16 protein-coding genes are annotated in these 16293 nt (G+C 69.3%); 3 read left to right on the top strand and 13 right to left on the bottom strand.

The features are described 5' to 3' along the window. Positions 1-34: 34 nt before the first annotated feature. On the top strand, positions 35-1600 hold the full coding sequence (locus tag Q9R22_RS07960; RefSeq protein WP_131333801.1) for an MFS transporter: 1566 nt from the start codon (positions 35-37) through the stop codon (positions 1598-1600). Positions 1601-1779: 179 nt separating this feature from the next. Here the strand turns inward: Q9R22_RS07960 and Q9R22_RS07955 are convergent, their stop codons facing one another. The 3 genes from Q9R22_RS07955 to Q9R22_RS07945 form a co-directional block, all read right to left on the bottom strand. Further along, entirely contained in the window at positions 1780-3234 is a 1455-nt protein-coding gene (locus tag Q9R22_RS07955; RefSeq protein ID WP_131333802.1) for a YeeE/YedE thiosulfate transporter family protein, read from the bottom strand. A 191-nt stretch (positions 3235-3425) separates the two neighbouring features. After that, entirely contained in the window at positions 3426-3839 is a 414-nt protein-coding gene (locus Q9R22_RS07950; protein ID WP_131333803.1) for a hypothetical protein, read from the bottom strand. Then, positions 3840-4790, bottom strand: a complete 951-nt coding sequence (locus tag Q9R22_RS07945; protein WP_131333804.1) for an NAD(P)H-binding protein — start codon at positions 4788-4790, stop codon at positions 3840-3842. Positions 4791-4977: 187 nt separating this feature from the next. Here Q9R22_RS07945 and Q9R22_RS07940 point away from each other — a divergent pair, with 187 nt between their 5' ends. Next, on the top strand, positions 4978-5214 hold the full coding sequence (locus Q9R22_RS07940) for a hypothetical protein (RefSeq protein WP_055085169.1): 237 nt from the start codon (positions 4978-4980) through the stop codon (positions 5212-5214). Between the two features lie 93 nt (positions 5215-5307). Here the strand turns inward: Q9R22_RS07940 and Q9R22_RS07935 are convergent, their stop codons facing one another. The 10 genes from Q9R22_RS07935 to Q9R22_RS07890 all read right to left on the bottom strand — a co-directional run bounded on the left by Q9R22_RS07935 (position 5308) and on the right by Q9R22_RS07890 (position 15060). Next, entirely contained in the window at positions 5308-5469 is a 162-nt protein-coding gene (locus tag Q9R22_RS07935; protein ID WP_164497787.1) for a hypothetical protein, read from the bottom strand. A gap of 123 nt (positions 5470-5592) precedes the next feature. Beyond that, complete coding sequence (locus Q9R22_RS07930; protein ID WP_311254146.1) at positions 5593-7791, bottom strand: bifunctional anthranilate synthase component I family protein/class IV aminotransferase; 2199 nt, start codon at positions 7789-7791, stop codon at positions 5593-5595. A 160-nt stretch (positions 7792-7951) separates the two neighbouring features. Then, positions 7952-8971, bottom strand: coding sequence for an NADP-dependent oxidoreductase (locus tag Q9R22_RS07925; protein ID WP_085106902.1), 1020 nt, complete (start codon positions 8969-8971; stop codon positions 7952-7954). A 165-nt stretch (positions 8972-9136) separates the two neighbouring features. Further along, positions 9137-9259 carry a ribosomal protein bL36 gene (locus tag Q9R22_RS07920; protein WP_131333805.1) on the bottom strand — a complete coding sequence of 41 codons (123 nt, stop codon included), beginning with the start codon at positions 9257-9259 and terminating at the stop codon, positions 9137-9139. Positions 9260-9299: 40 nt separating this feature from the next. After that, complete coding sequence (locus tag Q9R22_RS07915; RefSeq protein ID WP_131333806.1) at positions 9300-10874, bottom strand: ATP-binding protein; 1575 nt, start codon at positions 10872-10874, stop codon at positions 9300-9302. After that, a complete protein-coding gene (locus Q9R22_RS07910) occupies positions 10871-12316 on the bottom strand; it encodes a glycosyltransferase (protein ID WP_131333807.1) in 1446 nt (481 codons plus the stop codon). Before Q9R22_RS07910 ends, Q9R22_RS07915 begins: the two co-directional genes overlap by 4 nt. Further along, positions 12303-13400 carry a HEAT repeat domain-containing protein gene (locus tag Q9R22_RS07905; protein WP_131333808.1) on the bottom strand — a complete coding sequence of 366 codons (1098 nt, stop codon included), beginning with the start codon at positions 13398-13400 and terminating at the stop codon, positions 12303-12305. Before Q9R22_RS07905 ends, Q9R22_RS07910 begins: the two co-directional genes overlap by 14 nt. A gap of 6 nt (positions 13401-13406) precedes the next feature. Further along, positions 13407-13790, bottom strand: coding sequence for a response regulator transcription factor (locus Q9R22_RS07900; RefSeq protein ID WP_098055578.1), 384 nt, complete (start codon positions 13788-13790; stop codon positions 13407-13409). A 121-nt stretch (positions 13791-13911) separates the two neighbouring features. Next, on the bottom strand, positions 13912-14538 hold the full coding sequence (locus Q9R22_RS07895; RefSeq protein ID WP_131333809.1) for a YdhK family protein: 627 nt from the start codon (positions 14536-14538) through the stop codon (positions 13912-13914). Between the two features lie 105 nt (positions 14539-14643). After that, complete coding sequence (locus Q9R22_RS07890) at positions 14644-15060, bottom strand: DUF4396 domain-containing protein (RefSeq protein ID WP_098055581.1); 417 nt, start codon at positions 15058-15060, stop codon at positions 14644-14646. A gap of 239 nt (positions 15061-15299) precedes the next feature. Here Q9R22_RS07890 and Q9R22_RS07885 point away from each other — a divergent pair, with 239 nt between their 5' ends. Beyond that, positions 15300-16220 carry a restriction endonuclease gene (locus Q9R22_RS07885; RefSeq protein ID WP_311254145.1) on the top strand — a complete coding sequence of 307 codons (921 nt, stop codon included), beginning with the start codon at positions 15300-15302 and terminating at the stop codon, positions 16218-16220. Positions 16221-16293: the final 73 nt, after the last annotated feature.

The raw sequence follows: 16293 nt of genomic DNA, 5'->3' as shown, positions 1-16293 counted from the left end.
CCAGCGCGTCTGAGACCGGGCCCATAATGCGTTCATGACCTCTGACTCCCACCGTGATCCGGACCCCGGCGAGACCTGGCACGAACGCTCCCCGGCCACGGGAACCGGCGAGCTGCCCATCCTCAGCCCGCGCCCGGATCCGCAGACCCACCGGGGCTACGCCCACGGCACGGATCCGCGGCGGTGGCGGATCCTGGCCGTGCTGCTCGTGGCCATCTTCATGTCCCTGGTGGCCGTGAGCATCATCAACGTGGGGCTGCCCTCCATCCAGGAGGGACTGGGCGCCTCCGAGTCCCAGCTGCAGTGGATCCTCTCCGGCTACGCGCTGACCTTCGGTGTGGTCCTGGTGGCGGGCGGCCGCGCCGGGGACGTGTTCGGGCGTGGGTTCCTGTGGATGCTCGGGGTGGCCATCTTCACGCTGTCCTCGATCGCCGCGGGCCTGGCACCGGATCCCACCATGCTGATCGTGGCCCGCTTCGTGCAGGGTGTGGGCTCTGGGCTGCTCAACCCGCAGGGTGTGGCCATGATCCAGCAGTACTTCAAGGGCGCAGAGCGCGGGAAGGCGTTCGGAATGCTGGGCAGCGCTGTGGGTGTCTCCGTGGCCATCGGCCCGGTCCTGGGAGGTCTGCTGATCCAGACGGGCGGCGCGGCCGAGGGCTGGCGGTGGCTGTTCATGGTGAACGTCCCCGTGGGCGTCGTCGCGCTCGTGCTCGCGTTCCTCTGGTTCCCCCGCCCGCTGCTGCGCGGGCCCGAGGGCACCACCATCCGCCACGCCCTGCGGGAGATGGACCCCACGGGTGCGGTGCTCCTGGGCATCGCGCTGCTCGCCACCCTGCTCCCGTTCATCGAGGCCGGCTCCCCCGGCACGAGCCCGTGGGTGTGGGCCCTGCTCGCGGTCGCCGCCATGTTCCTGGCCCTGTGGATCGCGTGGGAGAAGCACTTCAAGGCCTCTGGGCACCAGCCCATGGTGGACCTGGACATCTTCAGGGTCAGCAGTTTCCTCAACGGCACCCTGCTGATCTCGCTGTATTTCCTGGGCATCACGAGCGTGTGGGTGCTTGTCACCCTCTACATGCAGAAGGGGCTCGGCCACACCGCGCTGGCCGCCGGTTGCGTGGGCCTGCTCAATGCCTTCGCGAGCGCGGTGGCCTCCAACCTGGCCGGCAGCCGCGTGAACCGGATGGGCCGCAAGATCGTGGTGCTCGGCATGCTCAGCGTGGTCGTGGGCCTGCTGCTGAGCATGGCGGTGATCCTGCTGCACGACCCTTGGCACATCAGCGAGTGGTGGCTCGTGCTCACCCTGGGCTTCGTGGGTTTCGGCCAGGGCGCCGTGGTGAGCCCCAACCAGACACTCACGCTCGCGGAGGTGCCACTCGAGTACGCGGGCAGCGCCGGTGGCGTGATGCAGACCGGCCAGCGCGTGGGCACCGCCGTGGGCATCGCCATGATCACCGCGGTGGCGTACGGAGTGATCGCCGGCCAGGGCTGGTCCGTGGGCATCGCGGCGGGACTGGGCGTTGTGGTGCTCGTGGTGCTCGTCGCCCTGGCCGTGGCCCTGCGGGACATGCGCCACCGCGCCCGGAAGTACTCTCGCGCCTGAGTCACGGCGCGCACACCACGGCACCTCCGGAGTGCTCGCCCCCCCGGTGGGCCCACGCTCCGCACTGTTCCGGTGGTACGACGACGCCGCCGCGCCCTCCCTGCCTCGGCCCCCGGCGTGCGGGGTCCATGGAACGCAGAGGTGGCGCGGCGGTGTCGTGAGCGGGGGCTCTGAGCGGGTCAGCCCTTCTTGAGGGTGATCTGCCAGCTGGCATCGCCTTTCTCCACGAAGTCGGTGACCTCGTGGCCGTCCGTGGCCGCCCACTGCGGAACGGCCTCGGTGGCCTGGGTGCAGTCGAAGTCGATCACCAGGTGCTCACCGGTCTGAAGGGTCTGCATGACATCCTTGGCCTCGATCAACGGGAACGGGCACACGGCACCGAGCGAGTCCAGGGCATAATAGCCGTCCCCCAGGCCCGTGAGCTTCTTCGACGGTGCACCTGCCGGGTCCTTGACCATGAGCGCGGCGGGTGCCGCGGCGAAGCCCGAGAACACGTTCGCACCCGAGGTGCGGGGAGCCCCCGCGGTGGGAGCGGCGTCGATCGAGTTGTCGTCCGGTGCGGTGGCGCCCACCGTGTGGTCCAGGCTCTGAGCAGTGGAGTAGGTGCCGTCTTCGCCGGTGGCGGGCTGCGTAACGGTGGGCTTGAGCCAGATCCTGGTGGCCACGGCCACGCCGAGGGCGATGAACAGCAGCGCGACCCAGCCCTGGAACGTGAACAGGCTGGTCTGGACCATGCCGTTGCCCACTGTGCAGCCACCGGCCAGGGCCGCACCCACACCCATGAGCAGACCGCCCGCGATGGAGCGCACCGTGGTGGTGGCGTCCGGCACGCGCACGCGGAACTCACCCGTGGACTTGGCGGCGATGAACGAGCCCACCAGGATGCCGAGCACGAGCATCACACCCCAGTCCAGCTTCCCGTCCGCTCCGGTGACCAGGAAGTTCAGCAGGTTGGCGGTGGGGGTGGTGATGCCCAGACCGTCGTTGCGGCCGGTCGCGGCGGACAGCGGCCACGCGATGACGCCGATCAGACCCACGAGCGCGCCGGCAGTGTAGACGTGCAGGGGCTTCTTCCATGCGGGACGGCCGTTCAGCCGTGCGGGCTTCACGGTGTTCTTCTCGCGGTTGAGGAAGTGGCGCACCATCACACCGGTGACCGCTGCCAGGACGATCACGAACAGCCACGGGGAGACGCCCAGGGCACTGGGGATGGTGGTGAGCCCGGTGTCCCACTGCTTCATGCCGGAGTTGAAGCCCTTGAGCACGCCGGTCTTCATGGCGGACGCGGACAGCGCGTACATGGCCAGCGCGATCCACGAGCCCACGAGGCCCTCGCCGGAGCGGTACCACGTGCCGGAGGCGCACCCGCCGGCCAGGATGATGCCGATGCCGAACATGAATCCGCCCACGATGACCGCGAGGGGCGCGAAGGAGGGGTAGTTGGGGGAGATGACGCCGGCGGAGGTCAGGGCGGTGAGACCGATGGCGTGCACGGAGATCACCACGAGCAGCGCGGCGAAGGTCCGCCACGACTTCTGCAGGAAGATGTCCCGCAGCATGCCGGTGACGCAGAAGCGGCCGCGCTGCAAGACGATGCCCAGCAGCGCACCGATGACAAGTCCGGTGAGGATCATAGGTGAGTACCAGTTTCCCGCGCACCGGGAAGAGGGCGCGTTCGGAAGAAGGGAGGATGAGATGAGGGATCGAAAAAGACTCCGTATACTCAACTCCTCACCGGGGGCAACGTCCAGGTTGTCGTCACAAAGTGTCACACTTCCTGGAAACGCCCCAAAGTACCTACTCGTGAGGTATTAGCGACATTGCGTCACGTTGCCCGGCGCGATACCGCCCGCAGCGCCCCGACGGCACCCTCCCCCGCCCGACTCACGGACATGGGCACCTGCCCGAAGACCTCCCGCGGGATCGGGGTCCGGCACAGCTGCGCGGTCCGCTCCGCGTCCCAGTCCACGAGCACGAACCACTCATCGCCCTCCCGCACGACTTCCCGCACAGCGCCCGTGGCGCACAGCTCCTGCCGCTGGGACAGGTAGGCCCAGATGGTGTCCCCCGCCGTCATGGTTCGGTAGCCCGTGCGCAGGCACCACCGATCCGCGGGCTGCGAGCGCCCGATCGCCTCCCACACCGCCGTGGCGTCCTCGCGGGTGCGCCAGTCGGCGGGCATGTGCGGCCCGTGAGCGGCCGGGTTGACGGGAAGCAACCAGTGGGTCTCCGCGGCCATTCACGCGCCTCGCGATTCGGTCGTGGCGTTCGACGACGCGTCCCGCCCGGTCCCGGCGTCACACTCGGCGGCATCGCCGGAGGCTCGCCCGGCGTCGGCGTCGCGCTCCTCCGGCGACGACGCTCCCAGCAGCGCGTCGTACCCCTCCCGGAAGGTGGGGTAGCGCCACCGGGATCGAGGAACCAGGGAGTGCACGAGCGCCCCGTCGATGATCTTGCCGAGCGGCCCCTCTCCCGCGGGTGAGTTGTCCGGGGGCACCTCGCCACCCAGCCGCGCCGCGAGGTGCGTGACGACGTCACCCAGCTGAGCGGCGTCATGATCCACGGCGTGCAGCAACCGCGGCGGCTCGGGAGCGTCGAGCACGGTGGAGAGGACCGTGACGAGATCGTCCCGGTGGATCCTGTTGGTCACGCGCCGGTGGGTGACAGGCGTGGCCGTGCGGACCCGCTCGATCAGGGACGTGCGGCCGGGCCCGTAGATCCCCGCGGGGCGCACGATGACCAGGTCCGGGAAGAGATCGGCAGCGAGCTCCTCCGCGGCGAGCAACACGTGGGCAGTGGCGCGCTGAGGGTCGGGCGGGGTGGCCTCGGTGACGACCTCACCGTCGGTGCCGCCCAGGACGCCCGTGGAGGACACGAGCACCACGCGCGGCGCGGCGTCGGACGGCAGGGCCAGGTGCAACCCGCGCAGCGCACCCAGGTAGGTGCGTTCGTAGGCGGTCGCGTCGCGGCCGTCGGCGGTGAGGGTGACCACCACGGCGTCGGCCGCGGGAAGGACGGCCTCCCCCGGGTCGGTGAGGTCCAGAGAGACCGGCTCGATGGGCTCGGGCAGCGCGTCCGCGCGGCGCCGCACGCCCACCGCGCGCACTCCGCGTTCGGCGAGGCGCAATCCCAGGGCGGTCCCCACGTCCCCGCAGCCGGCCAGGAGCACTGTTGCAGCGGAATCATTCATGGCACCAGCCTGTCATGTCCGCGCGACGGCGCGTGGCCCGGCTCGGTAAGGGAAAGGAACGGTGCCATGACCGAGCAGAACCCGATCCATCACCCCCCTTATTATTTGCCCCCCCGGCATCTACGGTGGAGGTACCCAGCCCTGCTTCACCACCACGTGCTCAGCAGAGCAGAACGGAGATCACACCATGATCATGAAGACCCTGCACGACGCCGGTATCCGCTCCGAGTACGCCTACACCGCAGGCATGGGCTCGATCGCCCTGTCCTTCGTGTCGTGGGGAATCTCGCGTCTCAAGAGCGACGACTCCAAGGCCCAGTCGGACCGCTGGGGCATCTTCGTGGGCCACTGGGCGCCCACCTTCATGAGCGTGGGCCTGGCTCTCGCCCAGTACGAGCAGACCCTCGAGAACAAGAAGAAGTAGCCACCGACCCCGCAGCCACTCGGCGCAGAAGAACCGCCCCGCACCTTCGTGGTGCGGGGCGGTTCGTCTGTCAGCGGCTGCCCGGTGCGGTGCTCAGTGCCCGTAGCCCTGGGACTGCTCCTCCGTGCCGGCCTGCTCCTCGAAGAACTCCTGCTGCTCCTGGGTGTTCGCCTGCTCGGCGGCCTTCTGGCGCTGCTCGTCGGTGTCCACCTGGCTGACCGACTCGGTGTTCTCGTCCTGCGGGTTCTTGCCCATGGCTGCGCTCCTTCGCGGTTGCGTGGTGCGCCGCCCCGAGCTCCGCGGCCCGGACGACGGCGCCGTGCCCCGAGCATCCTCACCTCACCGGGTCGTGTCAATGGGGGCGATGCCGCCCGTTCGTCACGGAGCGTCCGCGAGCGCGCGCTGCACCCACGCCGTCACGGGCCCAGGGGCCCACGCACCCACACCGTGGATCTCCCCCACGGGTCGGGCACCCCGCAGGGCGTTGGTCACGAACACCTCCGACGCCCCAGCGATGTCCGTGAGAGTGATGTCTTGTTCACGGACCTCGTACCCGGCGGCCCGCAGGGTCGGGAGCACCCGGGCGCGCATCACCCCGGGCAGGATCCGGCCGTCAACGGGCGGGGTGGTGACCACACCACCGCGCACCACGAACACATTTGCACGCCCGGTCTCCAGCACCGTGCCACCCTGGTCCACCAGCAGCGGGTCACACACCGGGGACCACGGACCGGGTGTCGGGTTCAGGGCGCGGCGGTCCGCCCACTTGTGGCGGCCCCACCCGCCGGGCACCACCACCGGGTGCAGCACCCACGGATCCACGGGAGGGGCCGCGCCGGGAGGGTTCAGCGGGGCGTGGGTCATCTCGAGACACAGACTCCCATCGTCCGGAACTGCCGTGACCCGCAGCCGGTGCGGGCCATCCAATCCGGCAGCACGCTGGCGGACCTGCTCTGCGAGCGCGCCCGGCAGCTCATGGGAGAAGCACGCCCGCACGCTGCTCCCGAGCCTTGCCAGGTGCTCCACCAGCTGCTCGGGGCGCCCCTCGCGGACGAGCATCGTGGTGAAGACCCCCAGGGAGGGGTCGGGGGTCGAGCGGATCACGGGCGCGTCCCGCAGCGAGGCTGCCGCGCGCGACAGTGCCCCACCGCCTCCCACACACGCCGGGGTCGCCACCTCCGAGGACTCCGCGTGCTCACGCCACTCCCGGGACAGCTCGGACCCGAAGCGGGCGCCGACCGCATCCAGCAGCGGGGCGGCCTTCACGAGGGTCTCGAACGCCTCCCCGTCCGGGTCCGAGTCAGCAACGATCCCGCCGCCCACACCCAGGCGCACCGTGGCGCCCGAGAACTCGAACGTACGGATGGCCACGTTCATGGCCAGCCCCGCCACGGGACTCGCGTACCCGATCCCACCGGTGTAGACGCCCCGCGCGGTGGTCTCCAGGGCGTTGATGATCTCGGTGGCCCTGACCTTCGGCGCCCCCGTGCACGAACCGGGCGGGAACGTGGAGCGCAGGAGGGCGGCGTCGTCGAGCCCGGGGCGCAGCGTGCCGTGGACATCCGCGACCAGGTGGTGGACGCCCGTGTGCGGCTCCACGCGCGGCACGGCGGGGCTCAGGACGGAGCCGGGGACGCACACGCGGGAGAGGTCGTTGCGCATGAGGTCCACGATCATCACGTTCTCGGCGCGGTTCTTGGCGGAGGCGTGCAGCTCGCGGGGGTCCGAGTCCGCGGGCGCGGTGCCCTTGATCGGGGACGTGAGCACGGCGGTGCCCGTCCGACGCAGGTAGAGCTCGGGCGAGAAGCTGGCCACCGCGCCGCCCGGCACGCGCAAGAACCCGGCGAAACGCGGCCGCAGCCGCTCGTACCCGGCACAGAACAGGTCCAGTGGGTCACCGTCGAATGTCGCTGTGAGCTCTCGGCAGATGTTGGCCTGGAAGATGTCCCCGTCCCGGATGTGCGCCAGCGCGCGCCGCACCGCCTTGGCGTGGGCCGCGCCGGTCACGGCGGCCTCGAACGGCCCGCACCGGTACGAGCGCGGCGCGGACGCCCCGGATGAGGACGCCGGGCCGGCCCCGAGCGCCCGCTCCACCGCCGCGATCGTCTCGGCCACCCGGGCAGGGTTCGCACCGGGCAGGGACTCACAGAACCAGCGGTCCGCCGCGCTGTCGTGCACCAGGACGTGGTCGTAGCGCGCCAGGTGGTGCTCCGGCAGACCGCCCGAGTGCGGAGGTGCGGGCGGGAGCGACTCCAGGCGACGCGAGAGCTGGTACCCCAGATAGCCGAGCCACCCGCCGCCGAAGCGGGCGGGATCGGCGGCGGGTGGCTCGGCGCAGGGGCGAGCCAGAACGCAGAGATCGTGCCGGTTCCCGCCCGCGCTGGGCGGGGCGGCACGCGCCACGGCGGGAGGATCGTCGTCGTCCGCGGAACCCAGAGCGGCGAACGGGTCCTCGTCCGCACCGAGTACGCGCGCGGGCCGGATGCCGATCACCGCGTCCCCGTGCATCCAGTCCCCGAGCAGCGCCGCGAGACCGGGTTCAGCATGCAGCGCGCGCAGCATCTGCACGGGTCTCACGCGATGCGGCAGAGGGTGTCGGGGCACGGTTTCCTCTCGTGGGGCGCCGGGGAGCAGCTCGGACGCGGCCATGATATGGAGAGGAACCGCCACGCAGAGCAGCGGAGCGGTTCCTCGACGACGGCCACAGTGCCGCGCAGCCACGCGGCGAGGACGTCACTCAGATCTTGACGACCATCTTGCCCTTGTTCGCGCCCTTCATCATGTCCAGGAACGCGTCCACGGCGTGGTCGATGCCCTCCACCACGGTCTCATCGTGGGTGACCTTGCCCGAGGTGAACCACTCACCCATCCGCTGGCGGTACTCCTGGGCGACGTCAGTGTGGTCACCCATGGTGAAGCCCTCCAGCATGAGGGAGTTCTTGATGATGTTGCCCATGTTGTCCGGGCCGCAGGGGCGCTCGGTGGAGTTGTACTGGCTGATCGCGCCGCACACGGCCACACGGCCGTGACGGTTGAGCACGTCCAGAGCCGCCTCCAGGTGGTCGCCGCCCACGTTGTCGTAGTACACGTCCACGCCATCCTCACCCACAGCATCGGCCAGCTGCTCACGGATGGGGGCATCCTTGTAGTTGAGCACCTTGTCGAAGCCGTACTTCTCGGTGAGCATCCGGGCCTTCTCGTCCGAGCCGGCGGAACCGATCACGTAGGAGGCGCCCAGCAGCTTGGCGATCTGACCCGCGGTGGAGCCCACGGCGCCGGCGGCACCGGAAACGAACACGCGGTCCCCCTCCTTCAGCCCGGCGATGCGGGTGAGCCCGGTGTACGCAGTCATCCCTGTCATGCCCAGCACGCCCAGGTACACGGACAGCTCGGCGTTGGGCAGCTCTTCGACCTTGGTGAACTCCTTGGCAGATCCCTGGGCGAGGTCGCGCCAGCCGTACTGGTGCAGCACGGGGGTGCCTTCGGGGAGATCCTCGGAGCGGGACTCGACCACGCGGCCGATGGCGCCGCCGGTCATGGTCTCGTTCAGGGCGAACGGCGGGACGTAGCTCTTCTCGTCCCGCATGCGCCCGCGCATGTACGGGTCCACGGACATGAACTCGTTGCGCACGCGCACCTCTCCGTCCTGCAGCTCCGGCAGGTCCACGGTGACGGTGCGGAAGTTCTCGTGCTCGGGCCACCCCTCGGGGCGGGAGACGAGCTGAATTTGGGTGCTGGTGGAATCGGTAGTAGCCATGTCGCCATGGTGGCATGCACAAACGTTTGCCACAGCAAGGATTCGCGCCCAGCGGACGCTACCCCCTGTTGCTCGTCGCATGGGGCAGCCCAGGAGTAATTTACGCACCCCACGGTGATCGCCGACGCCGCACGGACCGGCTCCCGGAGGCGCCCCGCGCGCGGCTCAGCCCTGACGAGCCTTCATGCGCCGATTCTTCCTGTTGATCACATCGGTCTTGCCCCGGCGGCGGACCACCTGCGAGCCGGGGATCTGCTTGAGGGAGCGGAGCGAGGTGCGAGCCTTCACGGAAACTCATGGTTGCGAACAATTCTCATTCAGGAGAGCATCACGGAGCATCGGTAGCCACAACCCGCTGCACCGGTTCGCTCCGCTGGGTCGCCAGGGGGAGATTCAGCGTGACGGTGGTGCCTTCCCCCTCCACCGACTCCAGGGCCACGGACCCCCCGTGCTGCTCCACGATGGTGCGCATGATCACGAGCCCCAGTCCCGTTCCGGGCACCTGCTGGGCCGTGGCGTTGGAGGCCCGGGTGAAGCTCGTGAAGAGGGACCCCACCTCTTTCTCGGGAATGCCCATCCCGGTGTCCGTGCACGTCAGGCGGACTCCCGTGCCATCGGGCGTGCCTTCCAGCGTCAGCGAGACGGCACCGTGGGGCGGGGTGAACTTGATGGCGTTACCCACCACGTTGGTGACGGCCCGCTCCAGACGGTCCCGGTCCCCGAACACGGGCCACGAACCGTCCGTGTCCACGTGGACGGTCACCTCGCCCGCCGCGGCCTGGGGAACGAGATTGGTGACCACCCCGGACACGCACTCTGCGAGGTCCATCACACGGTGGCGCGCCGAGCGGTTCTCCTGGTCCTGGTCCAGCTTGTTGATCAGCAGCAGGTCCTCGATCAGCAGCCGCAGCCGTTCCGTGTTGCGCCGCACCACTTCCAGCACGCGGGCCTGTTCCGGGCCAACACTGCCGAAGTCCCCGTCCTGGAGCATCTCCACATAGCCGCTGATGGACGTGAGCGGGGTTCGCAGCTCGTGGTTGGTGGTGGAGACGAACACGGATTTCTGGCGGTTGAGCTCCGTGAGCTGCTCCAGGGTGCGCTCCCGCTGCTCCACCACGTCCCGGGCCTCGCGGGTGAAGGCGTTGAAGGACGCGGCGAGATCCACCACCTCCAGAGCGCCGTGGGAGGTTTCCGCGACGGCGTCGTGATCGCCCGCGCGCTGCCTCGCCACCGTGCACTGCAGCGCGAGCAGCGGCGCCCCGAGGGCGCGGTCCGCGCGGCCCAGGGCGAGGAACGCCACCGCGATCGACAGCATCGCGGCAGTCACCACGGCGGCCGCGGCCAGAGTCATGGACCGGTTCAGATCCGCTCTGCGCTGCTCCCGCAGGCGGGAGGCGTCCGCCCGGACGTCCTCCAGTGTGCCGAGGGCCCGGTCCATGGCGGATGTCGTAGTGGGCAGGTCCAGAGATTTCCGCGGGGTGTCCCTCCCTGGTTCCCGAGTGAGGCCGAGCCACGTGTCCACGGACTCGTTCAAGGACCGCAGCTGCGGCAGCCGCCCGGCCGCCACCTCACCCAGGACGTCCTGGGCTGCAGTGAGGTCCGCAGTGGCCTCAGCGTACTCCCGCGCGAAAGCCTGGTCTCCGCTGACCGAGTAACCCCGCGCGGCCGTATGGGCGCGCAGCAGCGTGGCCTCCACCTGGTGCGTGGCATCCATCAGGGGTGTGATGGTGGTGCGCGTGGCGGCCACGTTCAGCTGCACCGTGTGCAGTCCCCACAGTGCGGTGGCGCCGGTGAAGAGCAGTGCGAGGCACAACAGGGCGAGCACCTGCAGGAGGATGGCGCGCACCCCGCGGTGGCGGACACCGTCCCGCACGCGGGTCACTACCGGGAAGCGGGCGCTCATCCGTCCACCTCCGTGAAACCCGAACGGGTCATGGTGCCCCACTGCTGGCGGCGCCCCAGCAGGGAGGCCACCCAGCCCTCCATGCGCCACCACGCCGTGAGCTGGCGGTAGCCCAGGTTCTCCAGGACCACCGCGCCCAGCGTGATGCCCAGGTCCCGCCAGCGGGGGTACTTGTGGTAGCTCAGCTCCTCGATCGTCACGGCCGCGAGGGTCACGATGATCGCGTACGCGTAGGCCACGAGCATGAACAACAGGAAGTACTGCCAGGACACGAGTCCCAGCGCGAAGCCCAGCGCGATCAGTACCAGCCCGGCGAGTTCCAGCAGCGGGGCGATCAGCTCGAAGAGCCAGTAGTACGGAACCGCCACGAGACCCAGCCGGCCGTAGCGGGGGTTGAACAGCATGTCCCGGTAGGCCCACAGGGTCTCCCACAGACCCCGGTGCCAGCGCGCCCGCTGCCGCCGCAGCACGGGCAGGGTGCTGGGGACCTCCGTCCAGCAGATGGGCTCCGTGAGGAAGGTGACGCGGTAGGGCCGGCGCTGCCTGCGGAGGGTCCGGTGCAGACGCATCACCAGTTCGAAGTCCTCACCGATGCTCGAGGCGTCCAGGCCTCCCACCGCCACGAGAGCATCCCGGCGGAAGACACCGAACGCGCCGCTGATGAGTAGCAGCGCGTTGATCCGGGACCAGCCTGCGCGTCCCAGGTGGAAGGCTCGCAGGTACTCCATCACCTGGATGTCCGCGAGCGGCGTGCCCGGCATGCGCACCTCCAGGACACGGCCGCCCTTCACGCGGCACCCGTTGACGGCGCGGATCACTCCCCCGGCGGCGACCGTGGAGATCGGGTCCTCGATGAAGGGCCGGGACACCGTCAGCAGCGCCCCGGGGTCCAGGATGGAGTCCGAGTCCACGAACAGCACCAGGTCCTCGCGGGCCAGGTTGATGCCCACGTTGATGGAGTCGGAGCGGCCCGAGTTGCGCTTGTGCACCACGGTCAGCCGGGTCCGCCCGTCCCGTGGGACGTGAATGCTGGCCGGTGCCTCCAGCACCGGAACGTCCTCGGGCATCTGCCGGGACACCGGCACCAGGTCGAAGGCCCGGCGCAGCACCTCGAAACCATTGTCGGTGCTGCCGTCGTCCACCACGATCACCTCGTGGCGCGGGTGCTGCAGCGACAGAAAGGACTCCACGGCCACGCGGATGCCGACCTCCTCGTTGTGCATGGGTGCCACCACGCTGATGCCGGGCATGGTGCGGGAGTGCATCAGCTCCTCCCGCCCCGCGAACGGGATCCGGCGGCGGTAGGCCACGAAGTCCACCGCCGCCAGGACGATCATCACCAGGTAGGACGTGTTGATCAGCAGGAAGTAGATCAGCACCGGCACCGCAATGAACGCCAGGATCCCGGCCACAGCGCCGCGCAGCAGCTCAAGCCACTCCACGGCCGGCTCCTCTCATGGCGCTCAGCTGCAGCGCGTAGTGGGCGGGGTGCACGGCAGGGGTGTCCCCGCCCAGGGCGCCCAGCAGCCGCTCCCGCCCGGCAGGGCCCAGTTCGGTGAGAGCCACCGCGGCCCGCTCCGCCAACCGGGGCCGGGTGTCCTCGACCAAGGGGCCCAGGGCCGCCACGGAGGCGGGCAGACCCAGCCGTTCGAGGGACTCCACGGCGGCGAGCGCCACACTCTCGTCCCGGTGGCGGGCGAGCTCGGACAGGACGGCGAGGTCCTGCGCTCCCCCCACCCATCCCAGGGCGCCGACGAAGGCGGTGAGGGCCCGGGGGTCGGTCTCCTGTGCCAGGCGCTCACGCACGACGGGAGCGGCACCTGGCACGGGGCGCACTCCGATCACAGTTGCCGCCACGTGGCGCACCGCCGGGTCCGGGTGCAGGGTGGCCTCCTCGATCACGGGTGCCGCTGCGTCGTCGAAGGCGCACAGGGACTCCACGGCCACCCAGCTGGGCAGTCCGCGGGGACGACGCCGCGGCGCCACCGCGCGCAGCACGGCGCGGGCCGCGGAGCCGTCGCCGAGCAGCGCCAGGGCACGGGCGGCGGCAACCACCACGTCCGCGGAACGGTCCTGGAGCAGGGGCAGGAGCCGGGGCGCGGACTCGCGAGCGCGCATCAGCCCGAGGGTCCAGGCGGCGTGGGCACGGCGCACCGCGCTGCGGGAGGAGAGCCCCGCGATGGCCCACTCGGCGCGTCCGTGGGCGTCGAGCACCCTGGCCAGAGCACGGGCGGGCTCCCCCCTGACCTTGGAGAGCATCGCGGAGACGGCGCGGTCCACCACCGGTACGCGGCGCCGGGGCACCGCGGTCAGGCGGCGCAGGGCGGAGGCGTCGTCGTCCTCACCGGACGCGACCTCGAGCATTGCGGGGCGCAACTCACCGAGCAGCTTCGCGTCTCGGCGTTCACGCCACTGCCGGCCTGCACGCGTTCCCAGGACGGTCGCGAGGAGCAGGGCCGCGGCCCATACCAGAGCCCACAGCACCCAGGACAGCAGCTGCGCGGAGACCACCGTGGGGGTCGCCACTACGGGTCACCGCCCCCGGCCGAGGAGGCTGTTCACACGGTGCAGCAGCTCACGGGGGCTGAAGGGCTTGGTGACGTACTCGTCCGCACCGGTGTTGTACCCGTCGTCCACGTCCGCGTCCCTGGCCCGGGCGGTCAGCAGGACCACTTTGAGGTGTTTCAGAGCCTCGGTGGCACGGATCTGGCGCAGCACGTCCAGTCCGCTGAGACCGGGCATCATGACGTCCAGCACCACGACGTCTGGGATGCCGTCCTCCAGCGCGCTCAGCGCAGCGGTGCCATCCTCCACCGCCCGGACCTCGTATCCCGCCTGCTGCAGTTTGAAGACCACGAGGTCGCGAATGTCGGGGTCGTCGTCCGCAACGAGGACGGACGGGTGTTCAGGGCTCACGAGGGCGCTCCGTGTGTCTGGGGGGATGGACACGCTCCGAATCCGCGGCAGCGGAGGAGATGAAGCCAAGAGTATTCGAAAACATGCAGGTTGGCGGGAGATGACGCTTGGTGCGGTGAAATCAGCCGCGGGGCTTCATCTCCTTCTCCACGACCCACTTGTGGTTGGTCATGGTCATGCCGTCCGCCTCGTAGTCCACCATGTAGACCGTCTGGGTGGTTGAGGAGGCAACGGTGCCCGTGGCGCCCTTCATGCCGGGCATGTGGTCCGCCTCGATGGTGACCTCGGTCCCGTCCGCGAGGCGCTCGGAACCGGCACCCTGGAGTTCCTCCTGGACGACCCACTTGTGGTTGGTGACCTCGGGTCCGCCGTCCGTGGGGGTGTAGTTCACGGCGTAGGCCACGGTCTTGTAAGCGCCCACCACAGTGGCCGGGGCGCCCTTCATGCCCTCCATGTGGTCGGCGGTCAGCGTGACCTGCGTGCCCACCGGGTAGGTGGGCTTCTCCGCGGCGGTGATGCCCTCCGGGGCGGGGCCACCGTCCATGGCGTGCATGTGCTCGTGCCCGCCCTGGCTCGCACTGGGCGTGCCACTCGCGGAGGACGACGTCGCCTGGCTCGTCGCGCTGGAGGTCGCGCTGGTCTCGTGGCCCTCGTGGGCGGACTGGTCCGCGGAATCGGAACCGGCGGAGCAGGCGGTGGCGGTCACCAGGATGGCGAGACCGGCGAGGGTGAGGGGAAGTCGACGCATGGGAAAGGATCCTTTCTGCGGGCCCGCCCGGGTTGCTGGACCCCGGTACGGGCGGGTTTCTGGTGGGAGTGCGCGGTGGCAGCGGGGCCCCGCTGCACTGGTTCCCTACAAGAGGGTACCGAGGGACGCGACGAAGCCGCCCAGCATGAACGCGCTGATGCCGTACGCCAGGGGGCGGTTGTCCATGGGGCCGCCGCCGGAGGCGTGGTGGGTGATGGCGTGGCCCTTGCCGCGGCGCAGCAGGGCCTTGTTCACCGGGTATGCCGCGAAGTACGCGATCACGAGGGACAGGGCCATGGAACCCCAGAACAGGGCGTCCAGCAGGCCGGCGTCCATGGCGCCGGGGACCAGCCACATGACGAGGTTGTCCACGACCTCCATGGTGAGGATGGAGACGGTGTCCGTGGCGGTGCTGGTGACGTTGCCCCACCCGAACACGGTGGCCAGGATCAGGCCGAGGATCTCGCCGATGGAGCAGCCGGTGAGGCAGTGGAGGGTGGCGCTGGCGGCCATGTCGGACATGTCGTGGCCTGCGTGGTTGGAGGGGGTGTGGTCGTGCAGTCGTGGCCCGAGAGGGAGTCCGAGTGATCGGTGGGGTGGGTGGTGGCGGGCGTGTTCATGCCATCGACTATATACCCTGGGGGGGTATTATTGATATGGATTTCTTTACATGCATTGATCGGGTGCTGGCACAGCCATCTCTACACTGGACAGGTCGCAGTCGGTTGCATGAACCTATTCATACCTCAAGGCGGTTTCACATGACATCCCCTGATACTCGCCCCACCGAAGTTCCCACGTGGCCGGAGCTCCTGAGGCCCGTTTTATCGGTCATGACATCCGGGGAAAACCTGCACCGCAAGGACATATTTGATCGCGCCGCCGAAGCCGCCGGATTGAGCGACTCCGCCAAGAGTGAACAGCTGAACACGGGCAGCCTCCGATATGAACAGCGCATGCAGTGGGTGTTGAGCCATTTATCCCGCGCAAACCTGGTGGATCGCCCTGCGCGGGGGTACTACCGGCTCAATGATGCGGGACGGGCATGGACCAAGGAACATCCGAGAGGCATGACATTCAGAGAGGCCAACCAATACTTCAAGCCGTTCTGGAGCCCGGAGGTCTCGAAGCAGCCGAACAGCACGACAACGCCAAAGGTGGCAGAGCTAGAACCCCTTGAAAAAATCGACGAAGGGATTAATCAGCTTACGGCCGAGACAGCGGAAGATCTCTTGGAACGCCTGCGCGGCACCCACCCCGATTTCTTTGAGGAGGCGGTTGTGCAGGTGCTTCTGAAAATGGGGTACGGCGGGGCGGACAAACGAGGGCGCCGCATTGGCGGGTCTGGAGACGGGGGTGTAGACGGGGTCATCGACCAGGACCCCCTGGGCCTCGATCAGATTTACATCCAGGCCAAGCGCTACGCAGAGAAGAACACCGTAGGCCGGGAGGCAATTCAGGCCTTCGTGGGCGCACTTCATGGCAAGGGCGCAACGAAGGGCATCTTTATCACCACAAGCACATTTACTGCGGGCGCGAAAGACTACGCCGCAGTAGTCCCCTCTCGCCCCGTCCTCATCGATGGCGAGCGCCTGGTGGCCTTGATGCTCAAGTACCGGGTGGGAGTGCAGGTGAGGCAGACCTTTGATGTCTTAGCCGTAGACGAGGATTTCTTCGAATAGCGATCCCCGCACATCCGCCGCCGCTGAGATGCAGCTCACGCCCGGCCTCCCGAACCTTTACTCACCGTAATAG

The organism is Kocuria sp. PD6, assembly GCF_031844145.1.
Lineage (GTDB): Bacteria > Actinomycetota > Actinomycetes > Actinomycetales > Micrococcaceae > Kocuria > Kocuria marina.
Note: the sequence above shows the minus strand (reverse complement) of the source record. Positions and strands in the feature narration are given on the sequence as shown.

Excerpts from the sequence above, each read along its gene's own strand:
- Q9R22_RS07960 (WP_131333801.1), top strand. The coding sequence starts at position 35 with ATGACCTCTGACTCCCACCGTGATCCGGACCCCGGCGAGACCTGGCAC.
- Q9R22_RS07955 (WP_131333802.1), bottom strand. The coding sequence starts at position 3,234 with ATGATCCTCACCGGACTTGTCATCGGTGCGCTGCTGGGCATCGTCTTG.
- Q9R22_RS07950 (WP_131333803.1), bottom strand. The coding sequence starts at position 3,839 with ATGGCCGCGGAGACCCACTGGTTGCTTCCCGTCAACCCGGCCGCTCAC.
- Q9R22_RS07945 (WP_131333804.1), bottom strand. The coding sequence starts at position 4,790 with ATGAATGATTCCGCTGCAACAGTGCTCCTGGCCGGCTGCGGGGACGTG.
- Q9R22_RS07940 (WP_055085169.1), top strand. The coding sequence starts at position 4,978 with ATGATCATGAAGACCCTGCACGACGCCGGTATCCGCTCCGAGTACGCC.
- Q9R22_RS07935 (WP_164497787.1), bottom strand. The coding sequence starts at position 5,469 with ATGGGCAAGAACCCGCAGGACGAGAACACCGAGTCGGTCAGCCAGGTG.
- Q9R22_RS07925 (WP_085106902.1), bottom strand. The coding sequence starts at position 8,971 with ATGGCTACTACCGATTCCACCAGCACCCAAATTCAGCTCGTCTCCCGC.
- Q9R22_RS07915 (WP_131333806.1), bottom strand. The coding sequence starts at position 10,874 with ATGAGCGCCCGCTTCCCGGTAGTGACCCGCGTGCGGGACGGTGTCCGC.
- Q9R22_RS07895 (WP_131333809.1), bottom strand. The coding sequence starts at position 14,538 with ATGCGTCGACTTCCCCTCACCCTCGCCGGTCTCGCCATCCTGGTGACC.
- Q9R22_RS07890 (WP_098055581.1), bottom strand. The coding sequence starts at position 15,060 with ATGTCCGACATGGCCGCCAGCGCCACCCTCCACTGCCTCACCGGCTGC.
- Q9R22_RS07885 (WP_311254145.1), top strand. The coding sequence starts at position 15,300 with ATGACATCCCCTGATACTCGCCCCACCGAAGTTCCCACGTGGCCGGAG.